The 20882-nt window shown below is 61.6% G+C and carries 14 protein-coding genes, 2 tRNA genes and 2 pseudogenes; 4 read left to right on the top strand and 14 right to left on the bottom strand.

Translation table 11 applies throughout. The features are described 5' to 3' along the window. Positions 1–112: 112 nt before the first annotated feature. A tRNA-Asp gene (locus ALFI_RS14810) sits at positions 113–189 on the bottom strand. A 51-nt stretch (positions 190–240) separates the two neighbouring features. Continuing rightward, positions 241–314, bottom strand: a tRNA-Asp gene (locus ALFI_RS14805). Between the two features lie 309 nt (positions 315–623). On the opposite strand from ALFI_RS14805, the gene ALFI_RS14800 reads away from it, so the two are divergent. The 3 genes from ALFI_RS14800 (at position 624) to ALFI_RS14790 (ending at position 2828) form a co-directional block, all read left to right on the top strand. Continuing rightward, positions 624–1169, top strand: a complete 546-nt coding sequence (locus ALFI_RS14800; protein ID WP_014776408.1) for a cupin domain-containing protein — start codon at positions 624–626, stop codon at positions 1167–1169. A gap of 83 nt (positions 1170–1252) precedes the next feature. Further along, on the top strand, positions 1253–2419 hold the full coding sequence (locus ALFI_RS14795) for a MalY/PatB family protein (protein WP_014776407.1): 1167 nt from the start codon (positions 1253–1255) through the stop codon (positions 2417–2419). 100 nt (positions 2420–2519) lie between these two features. Further along, positions 2520–2828 carry a hypothetical protein gene (locus ALFI_RS14790; protein ID WP_014776406.1) on the top strand — a complete coding sequence of 103 codons (309 nt, stop codon included), beginning with the start codon at positions 2520–2522 and terminating at the stop codon, positions 2826–2828. On the opposite strand, the pseudogene ALFI_RS17865 reads toward ALFI_RS14790, so the two are convergent. After that, positions 2825–3361 (bottom strand): annotated as a pseudogene (locus tag ALFI_RS17865) (DUF1848 family protein); the annotation flags it as partial. The gene ALFI_RS14790 and the pseudogene ALFI_RS17865 sit on opposite strands and share 4 nt — an antisense overlap. Further along, positions 3356–4094, bottom strand: a pseudogene (locus ALFI_RS17860) (DMT family transporter); the annotation flags it as partial. The pseudogenes ALFI_RS17865 and ALFI_RS17860, both read right to left, overlap by 6 nt. Before the next feature lie 230 nt (positions 4095–4324). On the opposite strand from ALFI_RS17860, the gene ALFI_RS14775 reads away from it, so the two are divergent. Next, entirely contained in the window at positions 4325–4945 is a 621-nt protein-coding gene (locus ALFI_RS14775) for a CatB-related O-acetyltransferase (RefSeq protein WP_042494186.1), read from the top strand. 318 nt (positions 4946–5263) lie between these two features. On the opposite strand, the gene ALFI_RS14770 is transcribed toward ALFI_RS14775, so the two are convergent. The 10 genes from ALFI_RS14770 to ALFI_RS14725 form a co-directional block, all read right to left on the bottom strand. Continuing rightward, entirely contained in the window at positions 5264–6151 is an 888-nt protein-coding gene (locus tag ALFI_RS14770) for a bifunctional methionine sulfoxide reductase B/A protein (RefSeq protein WP_042493801.1), read from the bottom strand. An 82-nt stretch (positions 6152–6233) separates the two neighbouring features. Further along, positions 6234–7475, bottom strand: a complete 1242-nt coding sequence (gene hutI / locus ALFI_RS14765; protein ID WP_014776402.1) for an imidazolonepropionase — start codon at positions 7473–7475, stop codon at positions 6234–6236. After that, the gene (gene hutH / locus ALFI_RS14760) at positions 7472–8953 is read right to left on the bottom strand and encodes a histidine ammonia-lyase (protein WP_014776401.1); all 1482 of its coding nucleotides are present in this window, start codon (positions 8951–8953) and stop codon (positions 7472–7474) included. The genes hutI and hutH overlap by 4 nt, the downstream gene beginning before the upstream one ends. Before the next feature lie 16 nt (positions 8954–8969). Continuing rightward, complete coding sequence (locus ALFI_RS14755; protein ID WP_014776400.1) at positions 8970–10991, bottom strand: urocanate hydratase; 2022 nt, start codon at positions 10989–10991, stop codon at positions 8970–8972. 5 nt (positions 10992–10996) lie between these two features. Next, positions 10997–12694 carry a glutamate formimidoyltransferase gene (ftcD, locus tag ALFI_RS14750; RefSeq protein ID WP_014776399.1) on the bottom strand — a complete coding sequence of 566 codons (1698 nt, stop codon included), beginning with the start codon at positions 12692–12694 and terminating at the stop codon, positions 10997–10999. A 301-nt stretch (positions 12695–12995) separates the two neighbouring features. Continuing rightward, positions 12996–14978 (bottom strand): TonB-dependent receptor plug domain-containing protein, encoded by a 1983-nt coding sequence (locus tag ALFI_RS14745; RefSeq protein WP_014776398.1) that lies wholly within the window; start codon positions 14976–14978, stop codon positions 12996–12998. 446 nt (positions 14979–15424) lie between these two features. Further along, positions 15425–16732 carry a cysteate synthase gene (locus ALFI_RS14740; RefSeq protein ID WP_014776397.1) on the bottom strand — a complete coding sequence of 436 codons (1308 nt, stop codon included), beginning with the start codon at positions 16730–16732 and terminating at the stop codon, positions 15425–15427. Positions 16733–16751: 19 nt separating this feature from the next. Continuing rightward, positions 16752–17882, bottom strand: coding sequence for a carboxynorspermidine decarboxylase (gene nspC, locus ALFI_RS14735; protein ID WP_014776396.1), 1131 nt, complete (start codon positions 17880–17882; stop codon positions 16752–16754). Between the two features lie 306 nt (positions 17883–18188). After that, on the bottom strand, positions 18189–19310 hold the full coding sequence (locus tag ALFI_RS14730; protein WP_014776395.1) for an OmpA family protein: 1122 nt from the start codon (positions 19308–19310) through the stop codon (positions 18189–18191). Positions 19311–19675: 365 nt separating this feature from the next. Next, on the bottom strand, positions 19676–20866 hold the full coding sequence (locus tag ALFI_RS14725) for a saccharopine dehydrogenase family protein (protein ID WP_014776394.1): 1191 nt from the start codon (positions 20864–20866) through the stop codon (positions 19676–19678). Positions 20867–20882 lie beyond the last annotated feature (16 nt).

The following is a 20882-nucleotide window of genomic DNA, read 5'->3' as shown; positions in this document are numbered from 1 at the left end:
GCATACGGGAGCTGCCCGCAAAAATCCGCCCTATCTTCCGCCCGGCACCCCTGCATACGAAAAAACCTGCAACTTGGAGTTGCAGGTTTTTCATTTGCCGACCCCGGTCGGCTGGCGGTGCGTAGGGGACTCGAACCCCTGACCCCGTGCGTGACAGGCACGTATTCTAACCAGCTGAACTAACGCACCATGGTTATGTATGAGCCGGATTTTATTCGCTCTTCGGCTCCCGGAGCGGTGCGGTGCGTAGGGGACTCGAACCCCTGACCCCGTGCGTGACAGGCACGTATTCTAACCAGCTGAACTAACGCACCATTCCGGTTATTGCGAGTGCAAAGATAGTGTAATTTTTTTAATCGGCAAATGCTTTCGGGGATTTTTCGAAAAAAGAAAACCGCACAGATTCATAACTCGCTGTCTGTCAGAAGTGATTATTGCATGAAAAAGTTTGCTTTTTTGCCTGCGCAGGGAATAGAACGGCCGCAGGGAGGCCGCGGCGGCGGAACCGCCCTGCCCCCGCAGGTTCCGGTCTCGGCGCCGCCGGACGGGAAATAAGTATTTTTGCTGTAGGCGGCCCGCCCTATTTCCGCTATTTTTGCAACATATCGGATTTCACACGGATTATGAAAAAGACGACACTCGCCGACAACCTGCCCGAATGTTCCGCCGCAGCCGCGGGCTTCGGGGATTTCTTCTCCGGCCTGCTGGAGACGACCGCCGCAAAAACGATAGACGACGCCCTCGGACAGCAGATTCGGGCGTATGTCCTCGGCTGGCTGCAAACGCATCCCCTGACCGCGTTCGACGACTATTCCGACACGGCATACCGGCGCACCTACCTCGGACGCTGCCCCGCCACCGGCTGGGAGGCGATCGTGATGAGCTGGAAAAACGGCAACCGGACCAGCATCCATGCGCATCCCCAATTCGCGGGCTATCACATTGCCGACGGCACCTTCCGGCTCGAAATATTCGAACCTGCGGCCGGAGGTGCGGCGCGGCTGACGGAGAGCGCCGTCGTGGAGGGGCCTTGCGCATTCTTCGCCGTAGGGGCGCCGGGGCGTTTCGACAACCACATACACCGCATCACCTGCCTGAGCGACACGGGCCACAGCCTGCACGTCTACTCCGACGACGCCCTGCGGGGCGAGGTCTACCGGGAGGAATAGCGCCCCGCCGCAAAAATCCCCCGCCCCGCTGAAACATCGGCGGGCGGCACGACGTATTATATAACAACGAAGAACATGCGACGATGAAATACGATTTCGACGAAATAGTCCCGCGCCGCGGGACGCACTCGGTCAAATGGGAGCTGGACAGCGATCCCGACATACTGCCCATGTGGGTGGCCGACATGGATTTCCGTACGGCGCCGCCCGTCGTCGAAGCGCTGCGGCGGCGGGTCGAGCACGGCATATTCGGCTATGCGCAGGCGCCGCAGGCCTATTACGATGCGGTCGTGAAGTGGTTCGAACGGCGTCACGGCTGGCACACGGAGCCGGAGTGGATACTCCATACGACGGGTGTGATTCCGGCGCTTTCGGCCATTCTGAAAGCCTTGACGCAACCGGGCGACAAGATTCTGGTTCAGACGCCCGTCTACAACCACTTCTTCATCTCGATCCGCAACAGCGGATGCCGGACGGCAGAAAACGACCTGACCTACCGCGGCGGCGCCTATACGATCGACTTCGCCGATCTGGAGCGCAAGGCAGCCGATCCTGAGGTCAAAGCGATGCTGCTGTGCAACCCGCACAATCCGGCCGGGCGTGTCTGGTCGCCGGAGGAGCTGCGCAGGATCGGCGAAATATGTCTGCGCAACGGCGTCTTCGTCGTGGCCGACGAAATTCACTGCGAGCTGGTCATGCCGGGATTCCGCTACACGCCGTTCGCATCGCTCGGCGAAGAGTTCCTGCACAATTCGGTCACCTGCTGCTCGCCCAGCAAGGCGTTCAACCTCGCCGGACTGCAGGTCGCCAATATCATCGCGGCCGGCGAAACGGTGCGCGCAAAAATCGAAAAGGCGTTACGCATCAACGAAACGGGCGAAATCGGTCCGTTGGCGATCGACGCGCTGATCGCCGCCTACGACCGGGGCGCGGAGTGGCTCGACGCGCTGAACGAATACCTGCACGCCAACTACCTTTTCCTGCGGGAGTACTTCGCACAGCACCTGCCGCAGTACCCCGTACTGCCGCTGGAAGGCACCTATCTGGTGTGGGCGGACTGCCGGGCCGCGGGACTGGCGTCGGACGAACTGGCGGAACGTCTGCTCGCCGAGGGCAGACTGCGCGTCAATTCGGGCACGATGTACGGTGCGGCGGGCGCAGGCTTCATCCGGCTGAATATCGCCTGCCCGCGCACGCTGCTCGCCGAAGAACTCGAACGGCTGCGGAAGGTGCTCGAATTGCGGAAATAGCTAAAAGGCGGTATGGCGATATTTGCGACGACAATCGGCAGCGTGTCAAAACCTGTCATTCCCGCCGCGTATCTTTGCCGAAACTTAAAACCGAACGATTATGGGACGGGCAAGAGAAAACTTCAACGACGTCTATTTCAAAGACCTGCGCGGACAGCAGATGTCTTTCGCAGGCTACGCCAATGTACTGAGGCACATTTTCTGGAACCTGATGGACGGACACTCGATGGTCCGCGAATCGGAGAAGTGCAATTACACGATCGAAGCTTGGGGACGCCGCTGCTATCTGGTTCAGACCAACCGCGAAACCAAGGCAATCGACCGCTATGAAATCCTGAACTGCACCTACGAACAGCTTCGGGGCAAAATATCGAAACGACACGAAGCGGAAGAGGTTCCGGCGCGCTAAAACGGCAGCCGCCGTTCGCACCGCAGGCTCTTTATTTCGCGCTCCCTGATCACGTCATCCCCGCCCACCCGGCCGATCATCAGCGGGGAGTCGGGATCGTGCCTGCGGCGGTTGTATTCCGCCGTGTTGTAGTTGCCTTTGATCGCATAGCAGTAGGCGCAACCGTTCAGGCAGGTTTCGTACGTGCCGACGTCGATGCTTTCGATGCAGTTGCACACCTGCCGTTGGTTTTTGTCTTTTTTCGCAGCTATGGGATAACCGGCGATCCGCTCGACCAGCCCGCGGTCGATGCACATTCCGGACGGAATCCCCAGATGACGCAGATCGACCTTCACGGTGCAGGTTTCCAGCGCAACCGGGTACGGTTCCAGCGTCCGGACGAACGATTGCGCCATGACTTCGATCTCGTCCCGGCGCAGCGGCCCGACGCCCAACTCACCCAGCGCACCGCGAATATGACGATAATGGTCGATAAATCCGAGCATGCACTTCGCGGTATGGTCGCGCAGGGCACGGGCGATTCGGGCGATCGAAGTCAGCGTCGGCCCGATACGCTTGATCGCCTGCACCAGCGTCATGTTGGAGAGGGCCGTGGCGGGAAGCGCGAGACCGAGGATGCAGAGCCACGTCATGCCGTCGGTTTCGATCCGGACGCCGCCCGTCAGCAGGCCGCCGAGGATAAAATAGAGCGCCCCCCAGCCCCATGACATAGCAAGTCAGCACCGCCGAGTCGATCTCCACGGCCCGGCTCTTGCGCACGCCGACAATATAGCCGCCGTATGAAAAGACCGAAACGCAGGCCGAAACCATGCCGAGCGCGCTATTTTCCACCGTGAAATCGACATTCCCCAGCGAGAGCAGCACCGCGCCGACGACGGACATGCCGATAGCGGCGAAAACCCACGCAGAGCCTTTCTCGCGGAAGAAACACATCATGGCGAGAGCCACGGCGAGCGGATACATGAAATAAATGGTCGATGCGACGCCGCTGGCGATATGCTGATAGGCGATGATAAGGCTCAGCGACGTGGCGGCGCGAAAAAGGCTCAGCAGGAAGACGGTGACCAATTCGCGGCGTCCCAGCCGGAAACTCCGTCCCGAACACACGGCCAGTGCACCCGGAAACAACGCCGCGACGCCCCAGCGGTAGGACAGCGCCTCGAACGGCGAATAGCCCCCGGCGAGCAGCAGCAGCGTGAAGAGCGGCGCCAATCCGAAGGTGGACGACGACAGCGCCGCATAGAGAATACCTTTTGCACGTTCCATAAAACGGATTTACGGCTGCAAATGTAGAAAATATATCCCCGGTTGATACTCCCCCGATGCAGGAATTGCCGCCGGAAGCCGCATTCCGCGCAGCTCCTTTCCTGCCAAGATACTGCGGCAAATTCCTGCAACGGAAATATTTCGTCGCCGGACCGCCGGTTTGCGGGGATTTTTTCGCAATTTTGCAGGAAATGCGGCGGCCCGGCAAAGGCGGCGCAACGAAACACACGATGAATACGAAAACATATCCCCGCACGAACGACCGCCGGACGATCTATCTGAATACGGTGATTGACAACCCCTGTATCGAGGTCGGCGACTACACGATCTACAACGATTTCGTGAACGACCCGACAGAGTTCGAAAAGAACAACGTCCTCTACCACTACCCGATCAACAAGGACCGGCTGGTCATCGGCAAATTCTGCACCATCGCCTGCGGCGCGCGGTTCCTGTTCAACAGCGCGAACCACACGCTCGGCTCGCTGGCCAATTACACCTTTCCGCTCTTCTTCGAGGAGTGGGAACTCGACCGGGCGAACGTCGCCGCGGCGTGGGACAACAAGGGCGACATCATCATCGGCAACGACGTATGGATCGGTTACGAAGCGGTCATCATGGCGGGCGTCAGGATCGGCGACGGCGCCGTGATCGCGGCGCGGGCCGTCGTCACACGGGACGTTCCGCCCTACACGATCGTGGGCGGCGTCCCGGCCAAAACGATACGGCCGCGTTTCGACGACAGAGCGGCCGCACGGCTGCTGGAGCTGCAATGGTGGAACTGGCCGGTCGAAAAGATCCGCGCAAACCTGCCCCGCATCATGCGGGGCGAAATCGACAAGCTGGTGTGATCTGGCAGGCGAGACGGCACTGCGGATAAATTCCGCAGGAGAATTCCCGGCCGACATCCTGCATACGGTTCGAGAGCAAGCAGAGCCGTATGGTTCGCCGGGCGATCCGACGCGATCATACAACAACGACGGTTTTCGGGAACTCAGAAGGTTCGCAGTCCGGCCTGCATATACGACAAGGCTCCCCGCTGTGAAGCGGAGAGCCTTATTTTCCGGCAACCCGGCCGCGGTTTTCACACCGGATCGGACATAGAGTCTTCTCCGGCCTGTAAAACGCGCCGGCTTTCTTCCCGGCCGGCCGACGCAGCGGCAGGCCGGCTAAAACCGTTTGGTATAGGCGTGGCAGTACGGAAGCGTACCCTTGCGCTTGTAATACTGCTGGTGATAATCTTCGGCGGGCCAGAACCGGCCTGCAGGGGTAACCTCGGTCACGACGTCGTACCCTCTGCGGCGCAGCTCGCCGATCAGCTTTTCGGCCGTCTGCTGCTGGGCGGGCGTCGTATAGAAAATCTCGGAACGGTATTGGTCGCCGAGATCCGGGCCCTGCCCGTCGAGCTGCGTCGGATCGTGAATCTCGAAAAAGAACTTCGCCAGCTTTTCATACGACACCTTCGCCGGATCGAACGTCACGCGCACCGCTTCGGCATGCCCCGTGGTATGGCTGCACACCTGCTCGTAGGTGGGGTTTTCGGTCCTGCCGCCGGTGTAGCCCGATTCGACCTTCAGCACGCCGGGCATCTTGGACAGCAGGTACTCCACGCCCCAGAAACAGCCTCCGGCGAAAATCGCGGTTTCGGGCCCCTCCTTTTTCTGCGCCTGCTCCCCTCCGGCGGCCGGCTGTTCGCCGGCTTTCGCTTCGGGTTCGAAGAGAAGCGAAACCGAATTGACGCAGTGGCGCGTATTCTTCGGTGTAAATTCCTCGCCGACAAACACATGTCCCAAGTGAGCCCCGCATTTGGCGCAGGTGATCTCGGTGCGCCGTCCGTCGGCGTCGGGCGTCCGCGTCACGGCGCCCGGAATCTCGTCGTCGAAACTGGGCCAGCCGCACCCCGCGTCGAACTTGTCGGCGGAACGGTACAGCGGCGCGCCGCATTGGCGGCAGTGGTATACGCCCGCCTCGCGGTGGTCATAATATCGGCCCGTAAAGGGTGCTTCGGTACCCTTGTCGACGATCACACGTCGCTCTTCCGGTGTCAGCGGTTTCATATTCTGTCCGTTTACGGCTCCCGACAGCAGGAGACCGATTGTTAAAATCAATAATCGCATACGAATCCCTCCGGGTCAAAAACTACGCCACATACTCCTCGCCGCGCAGGAATACCCGGCGGATGAGCGGCGTCGTATAGGCATAAGGCAAGAATTCGACCGAAGGTATCGGTTTGGTGATGAAGAAATTGGCGACTTTACCTACAGTAACGGAACCGTAGCTGCGGCTCAGGCCCATGGCGTAGGCGCCGTTGAGCGTCGCGGCGTTGATCGCTTCGGCCGGGGTCATCTTCATGCGGATGCAGGCCAGCGATACGACCATGCGCATATCGCCCGAAGGCGACGAGCCGGGATTGTAGTCCGAAGCCAGCGCCACGCCCAGCCCCGCGCGGATCATCTCGCGGGCCGGCGGATAGCTCATGCCGAGGAAGAACGCCGCGCCGGGCAGCATCGTCGGAGAGGTCACCGCGCCGCGCAGCGCCCGAATCTCCGCTTCGCCCATGCGTTCGAGGTGATCGACCGAGAGGGCGTCGTACTCCACGCCCACCTGCACGCCGCCCGAAACGGCCAGTTCGTTGGCGTGAATCTTCGGCTGCATGCCCAGCTTGCGTCCGGCTTTCATGATGCGGGCCGTCTGTTCCACGGTAAAGAACCCTTCGTCGCAGAAGACATCGACGAAATCGGCCAGTTTCCCGGCCGCCACGGCTGGAAGCATTTCGTTGCAGACCAGCTCCACGTACTCCTCCTGCCGGCCGATATAGCTCCGAGGTACGGCATGCGCGCCGAGGAACGTGGCGCGCACGGCCAGCGGAGCCGTCTCGCGGATGCGGCGGATGACGCGCAGCATCTTCAGCTCGTCTTCGGTCGTCAGGCCGTAGCCGCTCTTGATCTCGACGCAGCCCGTTCCCTTCGCGGCGATCTCGCGCACGCGCTCCATCGCCTGCGCGTAGAGCTCCTCTTCCGAAGTTTCGTGCAGCAGGTCGGCCGAATTGAGGATGCCCCCGCCGCGGCGGGCTATCTCCTCGTAGCTCAGGCCGTTGATCTTGTCGAGAAACTCCCGTTCGCGGCTTCCGGCATAGACCAGATGCGTGTGGGAGTCGCAGAACGATGGGAAGAGCATGCCCCCTTCGGCGTCAACGGTCCTGTCCGCGGCCATTTCACCGAGCGTCTCCATGCGCCCGAATGCGGCGATCCGGCCGTCGTCGGCCAGCAGCCACGCATCGTCGAGCGTCTCCAAGCGGTCCATCTCCCCGCCGCAGAGCCGAAGCCGTCCGGCGGTCTCGATACCGACGATTTTGCCGATGTTCTTTACCAGAAGTCTCATGATTTGCGGATGAATCGGATGGATGATTCGATATGCGGGTACATCACCGAATCGTTGTCGATGAAGGGCACCTCTTTGCGGTATTCGGCGACGAGACGTTCGAGCGTCTCCGACGAGCGCGCCGGACGGCGGAATTCGAGCGCCTGCGCGGCGTTGAAAAGCTCGATGGCCAGCACCCGTTCGGTGTTGCACACCACGCGGTAGAGTTTGGTCGCGGCGTTGGACCCCATGCTCACATGGTCCTCCTGCCCCTGCGACGAGGGGATCGAATCGACCGACGCAGGCATGCAGAGCCCCTTCGACTGGCTGACGATCGAGGCCGCCGTGTACTGGGGAATCATGAAGCCGCTGTTCAGCCCCGGCTTGGCGACGAGGAAGGCCGGCAACTCGCGCGCACCGGAGATCAGTTTGTAGGTGCGGCGTTCGGAGATGCTGCCCAACTCCGCGAGCGCGATGGCCAGAAAGTCCATCGCCAGCGCGATGGGCTGACCGTGGAAATTGCCCGCCGAGACGACCATATCCTCTTCGGGGAAGACCGTCGGATTGTCGGTGGTGCTGTTGATTTCGGTCGTCAGCACGCCCTCCACATAGTCGATCGTGTCTTTCGACGCCCCGTGCACCTGCGGGATGCAGCGGAAGGAGTAGGGATCCTGCACATGCTTCTTCGGACGGGCGATCAGCTCGCTGCCTTCGAGCAGACGGCGGATGTTGCGGGCCGTGGTGAGCTGGCCCTTGTGCGCGCGGATCAGATGCACCTCGTCGCAGAAGGGTTCGATGCGGCCGTCGAAAGCGTCGAGCGACAGCGCGCCGATGCGGTCGGCCCACTCGCTCAGGCGGCGCGCCCCGATCAGCGACCAGACGCCGTATGCGCTCATGAACTGGGTGCCGTTGAGCAGGGCCAGCCCCTCCTTGGATTCGAGCCGGATCGGCTGCCAGCCCCGCTCGGCCAGCACCTCGGCGGCAGGCCGGACACGGCCTTCGCACTCCACTTCGCCCAGTCCCAGCAGCGGCAGGCTCATATGCGCCAGCGGCGCCAAGTCGCCCGAAGCGCCGAGCGACCCCTGCTGATAGACCACGGGCAGTACGTCGTTGTTGAAAAAGTCGATCAGCCGCTCCACGGTCGCCAGCTGCACGCCGGAATGGCCGTAGGAGAGCGACTGTATCTTGAGCAGAAGGATCAGTTTCACGATCTCGGAGGGGACGCGCTCGCCCGTCCCGCAGGCGTGCGACATGACGAGGTTCTTCTGCAGCTGGGCCAGCTCGTCATACCCTACCGAAATGTCGCACAACGATCCGAAACCGGTGGTGATGCCGTAAACCGGGCGTTCGGGGTTTTCCATCTTGCGGTCGAGGTATTCGCGGCAGCGGACGATGCGTGCGCGGGCATCGTCGCTCAGGGCCAGCGGCAGACGGCGGAAGAGGATTTCGCGGATGCGGTCGATCGAAAGATGCTGCGCGGAGATAAGATGATGTTCCATATGAGGTAATCCTTGTTTATTCGTTTTCTTTCAAGACATTGCGTATCATTTCTTCGTCGGCGGCATTGGGCAGCGTCACCTGCAGGCCGGGCGTGCGCTCCATCTCGCGCCGGATCGCCGACACAGCCCCCTCGTTGCGCGCCCAGCTGCGGCGGGCGATGCCGTTGTTCACGTCCCACAGCAGCATTTCGCGGATGCGGCGGTCGGAAGCTTCCGAACCGTCGATCACCATGCCGAAGCCGCCGTTTATCACCTCGCCCCAGCCTACGCCGCCGCCGTTGTGGATCGAGACCCACGTTGCACCGCGGAACGAGCCGCCGATGACGTTCTGCACGGCCATGTCGGCCGTAAGGTTCGACCCGTCGTAGATGTTCGAGGTCTCGCGGTAGGGCGAATCGGTGCCCGAAACGTCGTGGTGGTCGCGGCCCAGCACCACGGGAGCCGTAAGGCGTCCGTCGGCGATGGCCCGGTTGAAAGCCTGCGCGATTTTCGTGCGGCCTTCGCTGTCCGCATAGAGGATACGGGCCTGCGAACCGATGACGAGCCGATTGCGGCCCGCTTCGCGGATCCAGTGGATGTTGTCGTCGAGCTGGCCCGCGATTTCGGCGGGAGCCGTGCGGCGGATCTCCTCCAGCACTTCGGCCGCGAGGCGGTCGGTAAGTTCGAGGTCTTCGGGTTTTCCCGACGTGCAGACCCAGCGGAAAGGTCCGAAGCCGTAGTCGAAGAACATCGGTCCCATGATGTCCTGCACGTAGGAGGGATAACGGAACCGGCCGCCCTCGCCCATCACGGCGGCTCCGGCGCGCGAAGCCTCCAGCAGGAAGGCGTTTCCGTAATCGAAGAAGTACATGCCGCGAGCCGTCAGCTTATTGATCGCATCGACCTGACGGCGCAGCGACTCCTGCACGCATTCGCGGAAACGGGCAGGCTCCTCGGCCATCATCTTGTTCGAAGCCTCGTAGCTCACGTCCACCGGATAATAGCCGCCCGCCCACGGATTATGCAGCGAAGTCTGATCGGAACCCAGATCCACCGGAATCTCTTCGGCGGCGAGCCGCTCCCAAAGGTCCACGACATTGCCCACATAGGCCATCGAAACCGCTTCGCGCTCCCGGCAGGCCCGGCGGATGCGGGGAATCAGCTCGTCGAGCGAATGGTGCAGTTCATCGACCCAGCCCTGCTCGTAACGCTTCTGCGCCGCCTTGGGGTTGATCTCGGCGATGACGCTCACCACGCCCGAAATGGTCCCCGCCTTGGGCTGCGCGCCCGACATGCCGCCCAGTCCCGACGAGACGAAGAGCATGCCGCGAGCGTCGCGGCGATCGGCGGTGAAGCGTTTGCGGGCGGCGTTCATCACCGTGATCGTCGTCCCGTGAACGATGCCCTGCGGCCCGATATACATATAGGAACCCGCGGTCATCTGTCCGTACTGCGACACGCCGAGGGCGTTCATGCGCTCCCAGTCGTCGGGTTTCGAGTAGTTGGGAATCACCATGCCGTTGGTCACCACCACGCGCGGAGCGTCGGGGTGCGACGGGAACAGCCCCAGCGGATGGCCCGAATACATCGCCAGCGTCTGGCTGTCGGTCATCTCCGAGAGGTATTTCATCGTCAGGCGGTACTGCGCCCAGTTCTGGAATACCGCGCCGTTGCCGCCGTAGGTGATCAGCTCGTGCGGATGCTGGGCCACGGCCTTGTCGAGGTTGTTCTGGATCATCAGCATGATCGCCGCGGCCTGACGGCACTTGCAGGGGTATTGGTCGATCGGTCGGGCGTACATCTCGTAATCGGGACGCAGGCGGTACATATAAATACGCCCGTATTTGCGCAGCTCCTCGGCAAACTCCTTGGCCAGCAGGGCGTGGTGTTTGGCGGGAAAGTAACGCAGGGCGTTTTTGATCGCCAGCACCTGCTCCTCAGGCGTCAGAATCTCCTTGCGCTTGGGAGCGTGGTTGATTTGCCTGTCATAAGGTTTCGCGGCGGGCAGCCGGTCGGGAATACCCGCACAAATATCGTTTTGGAACTCTTGCAGTGTCATATGGTTCAGATTTTACGTTCTACGATTTCCAGCACTTCGCGCTCGGCCCGTTCGGCGGCGGCGGCAACGGCGTTCGCCTCAGCGACGAGCGCGTCGGCCGCGGCCCGGTCTTTCAGGCCGGCGGCATTGATCTTGACGTTGAGACACGCCCCCAGCACCGCGCTGCGGGCCGCAAGCGCGCCGACGCCCGCATCGGAGACCGAATTGGGATTGCCTTCGGCGGCCATGGCGCGCACGATCGCAAAGACCTCGAACGCCGTTTTCATCGTCCGCAGCGGAACCTGCGTGGCGTAGAGCGTCGCCGCCTGCAAAGCCGCACTGCGGGCCGCCTTCTCCTCGTCGGTCGATTTGGGCATGGCGAAAACGTCCATGATGCGGTTGAACGCCGCAGTGTCTTCGTCCACCAGATGCAGCAGCTCGCGCAGCAACGCCTGCCCCTTCTCGGCCCAGCCGGAGAACTCCTCCCAGCGGTCGTCCCAGCCCGCCTTGTGCGACGAGAGGTTGGCTACCATCGTGCCGAGGGCCGCGCCCAGCGCGCCCATATAGGCCGCGATGGAACCGCCGCCCGGAGCGGGCGATTCGCTCGCCGTCTCCTCAGCGAACCCTTTGCAGGTCATGTCGATAAGCCGCTTCTTCTGATCCTCCGCTTCAAGCAGGTATTCGATCACTTTTTCCTTGGGATCGAAGGGTTTCAGGTCGTCCAGCCCCATCGACTTGACGGCGATGCGGACGATCTCCTCCTCGGCGATGCCCGCCGAACGCTGTTGTTTGCGGAGGAAATACCGCCCCGCTTCCAGCAGGGCGCGTTTCGGCACCAGCCCCACGATTTCGGTGCCCGTCACGCGCACGCCGCGGGCATCGGCCTTGCGGCACACCTCGTCGAAAGCGACATGTAGCGGCGTTACGGCGATGTCGGTGATGTTCATCGAAACCTGCGCGATGCCGTACTCCTCGATAAACCAGCCGATAGCCTTGGTCGCCCGGAGCGTACCCGGCCGCATCAGAGGATTGCCGTCGGCATCCCTGACCACCTTGCCCGTGATCGGATTGCCCTCGCGGACGGGACGGCCCTTTTCGCGCACGTCGAAGGCGATGGCGTTGGCGCGGCGCGTGGAGGTGGTATTGAGGTTGAAATTCACGGCGATCAGGAAATCGCGCGCACCGACGGTCGTGGCGCCCGTGCGGGCTACCCCCTCGTCGAACGGACGCGCCCCGAAATCGGGCGCCGACTCCTCGTGCGCCAGCTTTTCGGGCAGCGCCTCGTATTCCCCTTCGCGGCAGACGGCCAGATTGCGTCGCCGGGGCGTAAACGCCGCGGCTTCGTAACAATAGGTCGGGACATGCAGTTCCCCGGCGATACGCTCGGCCAGTTTGCGGGCCAGTTCGGCGCACTCTTCGAGCGTGATGCCCGCGATCGGGATCAGCGGCAGCACGTCCGTAGCGCCCATGCGCGGATGCGCCCCCTTGTGTTTGCGCATGTCGATCAGCTCGGCGGCCTTTTTCACCCCCGCGAAAGCCGCTTCGACGACGGCTTCGGGCGAGCCGACGAACGTGACAACGGTGCGGTTGGTCGCTTCGCCGGGATCGACGTCCAGCACTTTGACGCCCCCGGAGGTTTCGATGGCCGATACGATCCGGCCGATTACTGCCTTGTCGCGTCCCTCGCTGAAGTTGGGGACGCATTCCACGATACGCTTTTCCATATGTTGTGCGGTTATATTGATTCTTCTTTTCAAAGATAAGAAAAACCCGGACAAAACTGAAAAATTCGTAAGGAAAAAAGGAGGTTCACATGCTGAAATGACACCATCGGGGAATTATCGTACAAAAGCGGGCGTCCGCAGCCGCCGGAGAAAACCGCCGAAGGAGGGTCCCGCCGGGGAAAGCCGCCCGGCGACAAAAAAGCCCGCCGCACGAGGCGACGGGCAGGATTGCAGCCGGAAAAAGGAGAGCGACCGGGTTCCCGCGCCTTATGCGGCGGGCGGGAGCGCGGCCGGAGAGAGGTCAGCGGCCGATGGTCAGCACCACGCCGCCCGTGACCCATGCGCCGGGCAGGCGGATGCCGCCCAGATCGCAGTAACGAGTATCGGTGATGTTCGTGGCATCGACATAGAGCCGGCAGACGCCTTTTCCCCACGACAGACGGCCGTCGAGCAGGAAATAGGGTTCGTAGTCGCGCACCTGAGAAACGGAAGCGTCGCCCGGCGTCGGATAGTCCGTATAACTGCCGTTGCGGTCGTAAACCGAAGCGGTCAGCGCCAGCGACATGCGGCGCAGGAAACGCACTTCGACGGCCAATGCAGCCTTGTGCTTCATGAAGTCCATGGCGCTGCGGGCGACGACCTCCGTATTGCGGTCGGTCGTGATGTAGCCGTAAGAGAGCGTCGCACGCCGCAGGAAACCTTCGGCGGCGGCATAGCCGCCCGTCAGCTCGACACCGTAGGTATCGAGACGGCTGGTCTGCTCGGAGTGCCACTTGCCGTCCATATCCTCGCGCCACACCCAGTCGATGATGTCGCGTCCGGCACGGTAGTAGGTGCGCAGCGAAGCGTTCCAGCGGCCCTTTACATAATCGGCTTCAATGCGGTATGTCACAGCCTTTTCCGGAATCAGGTCGAGGTTGTTGATCTGCGCCGGCGAGGAGTAATAGAGATCGGTGAAGGTAGGCAGACGCATCGACTGCGACGCCCCGACTGCCAGATGCAGTCCCGCAGCGGGTCGCCAACCGCCCGAAACGTTCCACAACGCCGAAGTGCCGTAAGGCGTCAGGCTGACGCCGGCCGAAGCGGCCGCATCGAAGCGCCGCCACTGCTTGGCGTGACGCAGCCAGACGTTGCCCGTATGGCGGGCCTTGGCATGCGTGTAATGGCCGTGCGGTACGGAGAGCTTTTCACCGAGATTGGTGCTGTAGATATGGTTGAAGGCATAGTCGCCGCCGAGCGAGGTCGTACCGCCGGCCCAATCGAAGTCGGTCCAGAGCCGCGCGCCCGCATTGTCGGTATTATGGCGGTTCATCACTGTGCCGCGCGTCCAGTCGTAGCGGTCGAAATTCTTGCGGTAGCTCGCCGAGGCCCCCAGCGAGAAGCGTCCGGCCTGCCTGAGCCACCGCAGCGACGCCAGCGAAGTGGAGGTGCCCTCCCACTGGTCGGGATTGTAGGCCGCATAGAAACCGTTGGAGCCGAAGCCGCGGTTCTGCCAGCCGGCTTGGAAATCGAAGAATCCGAGCCGCCGCGTCTCGTAGGTCGCACGCAGGAAGGCGTTGCCGTTGGTGAAATCGGTGTTGTGCCGGTAGCCGTCGCTGCGGCGGTAGGAACCTGCGGCGAGCAGCGAGAAGCGGCCCGCAGTCACGGCGCCCGAAAGGTTGGCATAGGCGTAGCCATGCTGGCCGCCCGTACCCTCGAAACGCAGGTAGGTCGGCCTGAGGGGAGCCGTGCGGATATTGACCGCCCCGGCGTAGGCCCCGACGCCCGGCACGCCGTCCAGCAGATCGACGGCCGAAATGCAGTCGAGATCGACCGGAAGCGAGTGGGACTGGTGCCCGGTGCGGGCGTCCGTAAAATCAATGCCGTTGAGAAGGACCATCGTCTGGTCGAAAGAGCCTCCCCGAATGAAGATGTCGGCCTGCATGCCCTTGCCCCCGCGTTCGCGGATATCAACCGAAGGTGCGAGGCGCAGGGCGGACTCCAGAGTCTGGACGGGCGCTGCGGCCTGTGCTTTCCGGTCGAAAAGCGGGGTTTGCGACTGTACGTTGCGCGTCGGGGCAGTCTGGCTGCCCGATATGCCGACCTCGTCGATCCTCAGCGTACGGAGGACGGCGGCCGTGTCGGCATGCTGCGCAGACGCACTTTGCGTCGCGAGCAAGAGGATCGACATCGTCGCGGCGAGGACTCCGATGGTTACATGGCGGTGCAGGCTCGCAAAGGCCGACCAGCCTTTGCGGCTCCAACGCCTGAAGCAGGGAGTCTGCTTTGCTTGGATGTTTTTCATCTTGTTTTTTGTTGGGTTGATAAAATAATTTACAGCGGTCGGAAAGCGGGTCCGGCTGCGCCCCCGCTTTTCAAACCGCTGCAAAGGTAACTTTTTCCGGCAGCTTTCCGACTTTTGCAGCCATTTCTTTTTCAACATTGCGCGCTTATGCGCTCCCGGCCGCCGGCTGAGCGGCATGGGCGGGTAGGTCCGCATCCGCGTTTACGGCCGTCAGCGCCGGCGCAAAGCGGCGAGCCGCGGGAAGCACGCCGCACCGGCAGCTGCCGGCATCGGGAAAGGCGCGAGCCGGGAAGGGCCGCATCCCCTGCCGGTTCGAAAAAGGTCCGGAGAAACGGGAGCGCACTCCCGCCGAGGAAACCCTGCAAAAAAAATTCCGGGGAGAATTTTCTCCCCGGAACCAATCGGCGACCGCTGCAACCGAAGGTGCAGACAATCTATGTATCGTACTATTCTGCAATGTTTTTCGCAAACAGCGCCTCGACCTTGGCGACCACGTCGTCCGTGTCGGGTTCGAGCGGGAAAACGTGGCTCGGCTTGAGGTACCACAGCTCCTTGTCCTCCTTGAAATGCTCCTCGCCGCCGCCCGTGATGTTGAGCATGACGACGGCGTCCTTCTCGATCTTGCCCGCGGCGACCGCATTGACAAGCGACGCGAGCGCGACGCCCGACGCCGAGTAGATATCGACGCCCTCCAGCTCCTTGAAGAGTTTGCGGGCCTTGCGGGCCATGGCGTTGGTGGCGACGAAGAATTCGCCGCCGGTAGCCTTCAGCGCGTCGTACAGACCGCCCGTAATGCCGTACGGCGGACGGCGGTTCGAGAGTACTTTGGCGTCGATGATCTCCGCATCGCGGCGCGCCTTGTCATCCTCGTAGGCCAGCATCTTGCGCGAACCGGCCTGCCATGCGTCGTACATCGGCACGAAGGGCGCATTCTGCGACACCATGAGTTTCATGGTGTTCGAACCGAAGCGGCCGTCCTCGATCAGGCGCATGTTGGCTTCCCATGCGGCGATGGCTCCCGTACCGCTGCCCACGGCCTGAAAATAGTAGTCGGGAATGCGGCCGATGGTCGTCACGGCCGAAAGAACCGTCGTGGCCATGCCGTCGCGGCGGGCGATGTTCTTCGCACCGCCCTCGGCATAGAAGCCGGGGCCCTTAAGGGCGATGTCGCTCAGGTGGATGGCGTCGAAATAGTCGCCGCCCTTCTCGCACGAAATGAGTTTTACGCAGGGGTTGAGCGGATGCTCGAACCAGAGGGCCTCGATATTGTCGTAAGGCACCGACAACAGCAGTTTGATGTGGTTGTCGGAGCATACCTTGGCGAAGGCGCGGGCCGTATTGCCGGCCGAGGCCACCACCAGCACGCGCTCTTCGTCCTCGGCGGCACGCGCGCAGACCGAGAAAGCTTCGGTCTCCTTGAACGAGCAGGTGGACATCGTGGCGCCGATGGCCGGATAGTAGCCGTTGAAGGTTATGTAGAGGTTCTCAAGTCCGAGGTGCCGGGCAAGCCCCTTGCTCTTGTAGGTGACGGGCGCCGAAGAGCCTTTGAGCATGCGGCGGACGGGAAGCCAGTCGCAGAATTTGTAGAAACCGTATTCGTCGGGTTTCACTTCGAGCTGCCTGCGGGCGTACTTGGCGCGCACGAGCGACGGCGTCTTGCACTGCGGATCGGCAAGCATCCAGCCCGTATCTTCGAATTCGCGCCCCGTGGCGACGCACTCAAGCGTGTAGGGAGTAGGTGTAAAATCTTTCATTTATTTGTGTTTGTGTTATTTACGACATGCGGTTCCTGAAGTCCTCGTAGCCGAATTCGCGGACGACGTCGATGCGGCCGTCGCGGCGGGCGATGACGATGGCGGGATGCGCCACGCCGTTGAACATCGTGGTTTTGACCATCGTATAGTGGATCATATCTTCGAAAACGATGCGCTCGCCCACTTTCAGCTCATGGTCGAAGGCCCAGTCGCCGTAATAGTCGCCCGCAAGACAGCTCGTGCCGCCCATGCGCCAGCGCTTCTCGCCTTCGGCGGGTTCGTGCGCCCCGACAATCGCCGGTTTGTAGGGCATTTCGAGGCAGTCGGGCATATGGCAGGCGAACGACACGTCGAGCATGGCGGTATGCACGCCGGCGTTCTCGACCAAGTCTTCAATTGTCGACACCAGATAGCCTGTGCGCCAAGTAAATGCACTGCCCGGTTCGAGGATCAGCCGCAAGTGCGGATGGCGGGCCTTGAACTCCCGGAGCAGCGCGATCAGCTCGTCGCAGTCGTACTCGGCGTGCGTCATCAGGTGGCCGCCGCCCATATTGAGCCATTTGATCCGGTCGAGGTATTGGTCGAAGTGTTTTTCGACGGCTTCGAGCGCCAGCCGCAGGTGGTGCGGACGCGACTCGCAGAGCACGTGGAAATGCAGACCGTCGATTCCCGCCGGCAGCTCCTTCAGGAGGTCGGCCGTAACGCCCAGACGCGAACCCGGAACGCAGGGGTTGTAGAGGTCGGTCTCGACGGGCGAATACTGGGGATTGATACGCAGTCCGCACGAAATGCCGCGCAGCAGGGCCATCGGTCCGAAACGCTCGAACTGGGCGACGGAATTGAAGGTGATATGGTCGCTGCAGCGAAGTATCTCTTCGATATTGCGGTCGGTATAGACCGGGGCGTAGGTATGGGCGGGGCGGCCGAACTCCTCGAAAACAAGACGCGCTTCGGCGGCGGAAGAGGCCGTCGCGCCGTCGCTGTGGCGGGCCAGTTCGGGAAAGATGCTCCACATGGCGCAGGCCTTCAGAGCCACGATAATTTCAGCGCCCGATTCGCGGCGCACACGGTCGATTATCGCCAGATTACGGTCCAGCAACTCTTCGTCGAGGACGTAACACGGAGAAGGCAGTTTCAAGAAGTCAATCATCGAGTCGTTTTATTTCAAAACAGTTGCAAAAATAGCAATTTCCCTGCTAAAACCGCACGGCTCAGGGTGTGAATTGCCATCAAATAGGTATTTATACTTAGCCGTCGGACGGCACGCGGCAAATCGGAACAGGAATGCGGGAAGCACACAGGCCGATAAGGGAGATGATGTGAAACCGGCCGCCGGGCTGTCCAACAAGTCCTATTCTTACGATTTCACCCCCGTCAGAATTTGTTCTGACAGGGGTGATTTTCAATTTCGGGGAGTCGTCAGACAGCCGCTACAAGCCGGTAAGGGTGCAGTCCCCTACTTCGCGATACAGATGCTGACGCGGTTTTTCTCGACGCCGGGGAACGGCTGGGCGGTGTCTCCCCTGCCCTCGGCGCTGATGCGGGAGGCGGCGATACCGGCCTTCTTCAGGGCGGCGGCGACGCTCTCGGCGCGCAGCTTGGAAATTTTCAGATTGACGGCATGCGAACCGGTCGCAGCATCGGCATAGCCGAGGATTTCGACATTCGCTTCGGGATTGGCCTTCAGGTACTCGACCAGCGCGCCGACCTTGGCCTCTTCGGTGGTGCGGATCTGCGACGAGCCGATCCGGAAGAAGATGTTTTCACGCAGCTCGGCCGGTCGCTCGGCAACGGCCGCAGGAGCCGGAGCAGGCGTCTCCTTCACCGCGGGTTTCTCCTCGACGGGAGCGGGAGCGGGTTCCGGCGCAGGGGCCGGGGCCGGAGCGGGAACGACCGCCGCCGTGCGGGCTTTCTTATGGTTCTTGCCGAAGCGGAACGTGAAGCCGCCCAGCGCGTTGAACTGCCAGTCGAGGTTGCCGGCCTTCTTCGAGTTGTACTTGTCGGAGAGCATGTTGGCATTCATCTCCACCCCAAACAGCACACAGTCCGACAAGCGGAAATTCACGCCGAGACCCAGACGGCCCGCAACGAACACTTTGCTTCCGGACCAGATGTTGCCCAGCCGATAGCCGCTGTCGTTCAGGGCGTTGGCCTCGTCGTTGTCGAACGCTCCGTTCAGGCCGACACCGGCGAACAGGAAGGGATTGACCGTCCGGCGGGGATTGAAGCGGCCGAAAAGGTTGGCCAGATCGAGCGTGGCTTCGACATTGCCCTGCAGGTATTTATACTGATAGGTAGTTTGGGGCGACACCCATGCGCCCTTGCTCTGCCAGCCGCTCAGGCCGAAACGCAGCCCCCAGACGGGCGAGAACTGATACCCGGCCGACAATGCCGCGGCGGGCGATACGAGTTTGCCGAAAGGCCCTTCGCCGAGCGTATAGGACGCTCCGGCCTGCACCTGCATAAACCAGTGCGGGTTGAATTCCGATTTCTCTTGCTTATTCGCAGCTTGTGCGAAAACCGGCGCCGTGCACATCACAAGCGCGCCTAACGTACATAGGATACATTTCATTTTCATAACTATCAAGTGGGTTAATTGACAGCCAAAGATAATAAAATTGTATCATATATTATACATACTCAGCCGGAAAAATCTCCCTCCGGAAAAAGCGCGGACCTGCGGCGGAGGTATCGGACCGCGATTCGGCATAGCGGAGCGCGCCCCGGTTCAATATCTATCGACGACCACGACGCGGTCGGCTGTGCACACCGAGATAATCTTCAGCCCCAGCAGGACGGGCCACGATCTGAATACAAAACCCGGCGGAAATCTGCGCCGGGGAGGGGCCGCTGCCGGGTATGAAAAAAGCGCAAACAGAATCGTCTGTTCGCGCTTTGCGGATTGTCGCACCTTGCGGGGAATATCGGAAACGGGTCTGCGGATCAAAGCTCGATATCGGTATCGAAAAGCTCGTGCCACGGCAGCCCCTGCTCGCCCAGCTCGGCCAAGAACGGATCGGGATCGAACTCCTCGACGTTGAAGACGCCGGCGCCGCGCCAAAGGCCCTTGGCCCACATCGACGCGCCGAGCGCCGCGGGAACGCCCGTGGTGAAGCTGACGGCCTGCGTGCCGGTCTCCTTGAAAGCCTGCTCGTGGTCGCAGTTGTTATAGATATAATAGGTGCGTTCCTTGCCGTCCTTGACGCCCCGGATGCGGCAGCCGATCGAGGTCTGGCCGTGGTAGTTGGCGCCGAGCGACTTGGGATCGGGCAGCACCGCCTTGAGGAACTGGATCGGGACGATCTCGACGCCGTTGTAGATGATCGGATCGATACGCGCCATGCCGATATTCTGAATCACGCGCAGGTGCGTGAGGTACTCCTGACCGAAGGTCATCCAGAAACGGGCGCGCTTGATGGTCGGATAGTTCTTGACGAGCGATTCAAGCTCCTCGTGGTAGATCACGTAGGATTCGCGCTCGCCGATGCCGGGATAGTTGAGCGGACGGTGGATTTCGTGCGGCTCGGTGACGACCCATTCGCCGTTTTCGTAATAGCGGCCCTTCTGCGTCACCTCGCGGATGTTGATTTCGGGGTTGAAGTTCGTGGCGAAAGCCATGCCGTGATTGCCGGCGTTGCAGTCCACGATATCGAGGTAATGAATCTCGTCGAAATGGTGCTTGGCGGCATAGGCCGTGAAGATGGCCGTAACGCCCGGATCGAAGCCGCAGCCGAGGATCGCCGTCAGCCCCGCGGCCTTGAAGCGGTCCTGATAGGCCCACTGCCACGAATATTCGAAATGCGCCTCGTCCTTGGGCTCGTAATTGGCCGTGTCGAGGTAGTTGCAGCCGCATTCAAGGCAGGCGTCCATGATCGTCAGGTCCTGATAAGGCAGGGCCACGTTGACCACGATGTCGGGACGGAACGCGCGGAAGAGTTCGCACAATTCGGCCACATTGTCGGCATCGACCTGCGCGGTCTTGACACGGCCGCCGCCGATAGCCGCCGCAACGGCGTCGCACTTGGATTTGGTACGGCTGGCCAGCATCACGTCCGTAAAAACGGGATTGGCGGCGATTTTTTGGGTTACGACCGTTCCGACGCCTCCGGCACCGATAATTAACGCTTTACACATAGGTAATATGAGTTTA

This window comes from Alistipes finegoldii DSM 17242 (genome assembly GCF_000265365.1).
Lineage (GTDB): Bacteria > Bacteroidota > Bacteroidia > Bacteroidales > Rikenellaceae > Alistipes > Alistipes finegoldii.
The sequence above is the reverse complement of the archived record's forward strand: the minus strand, read 5'-3'. Positions and strand labels throughout refer to the sequence as shown.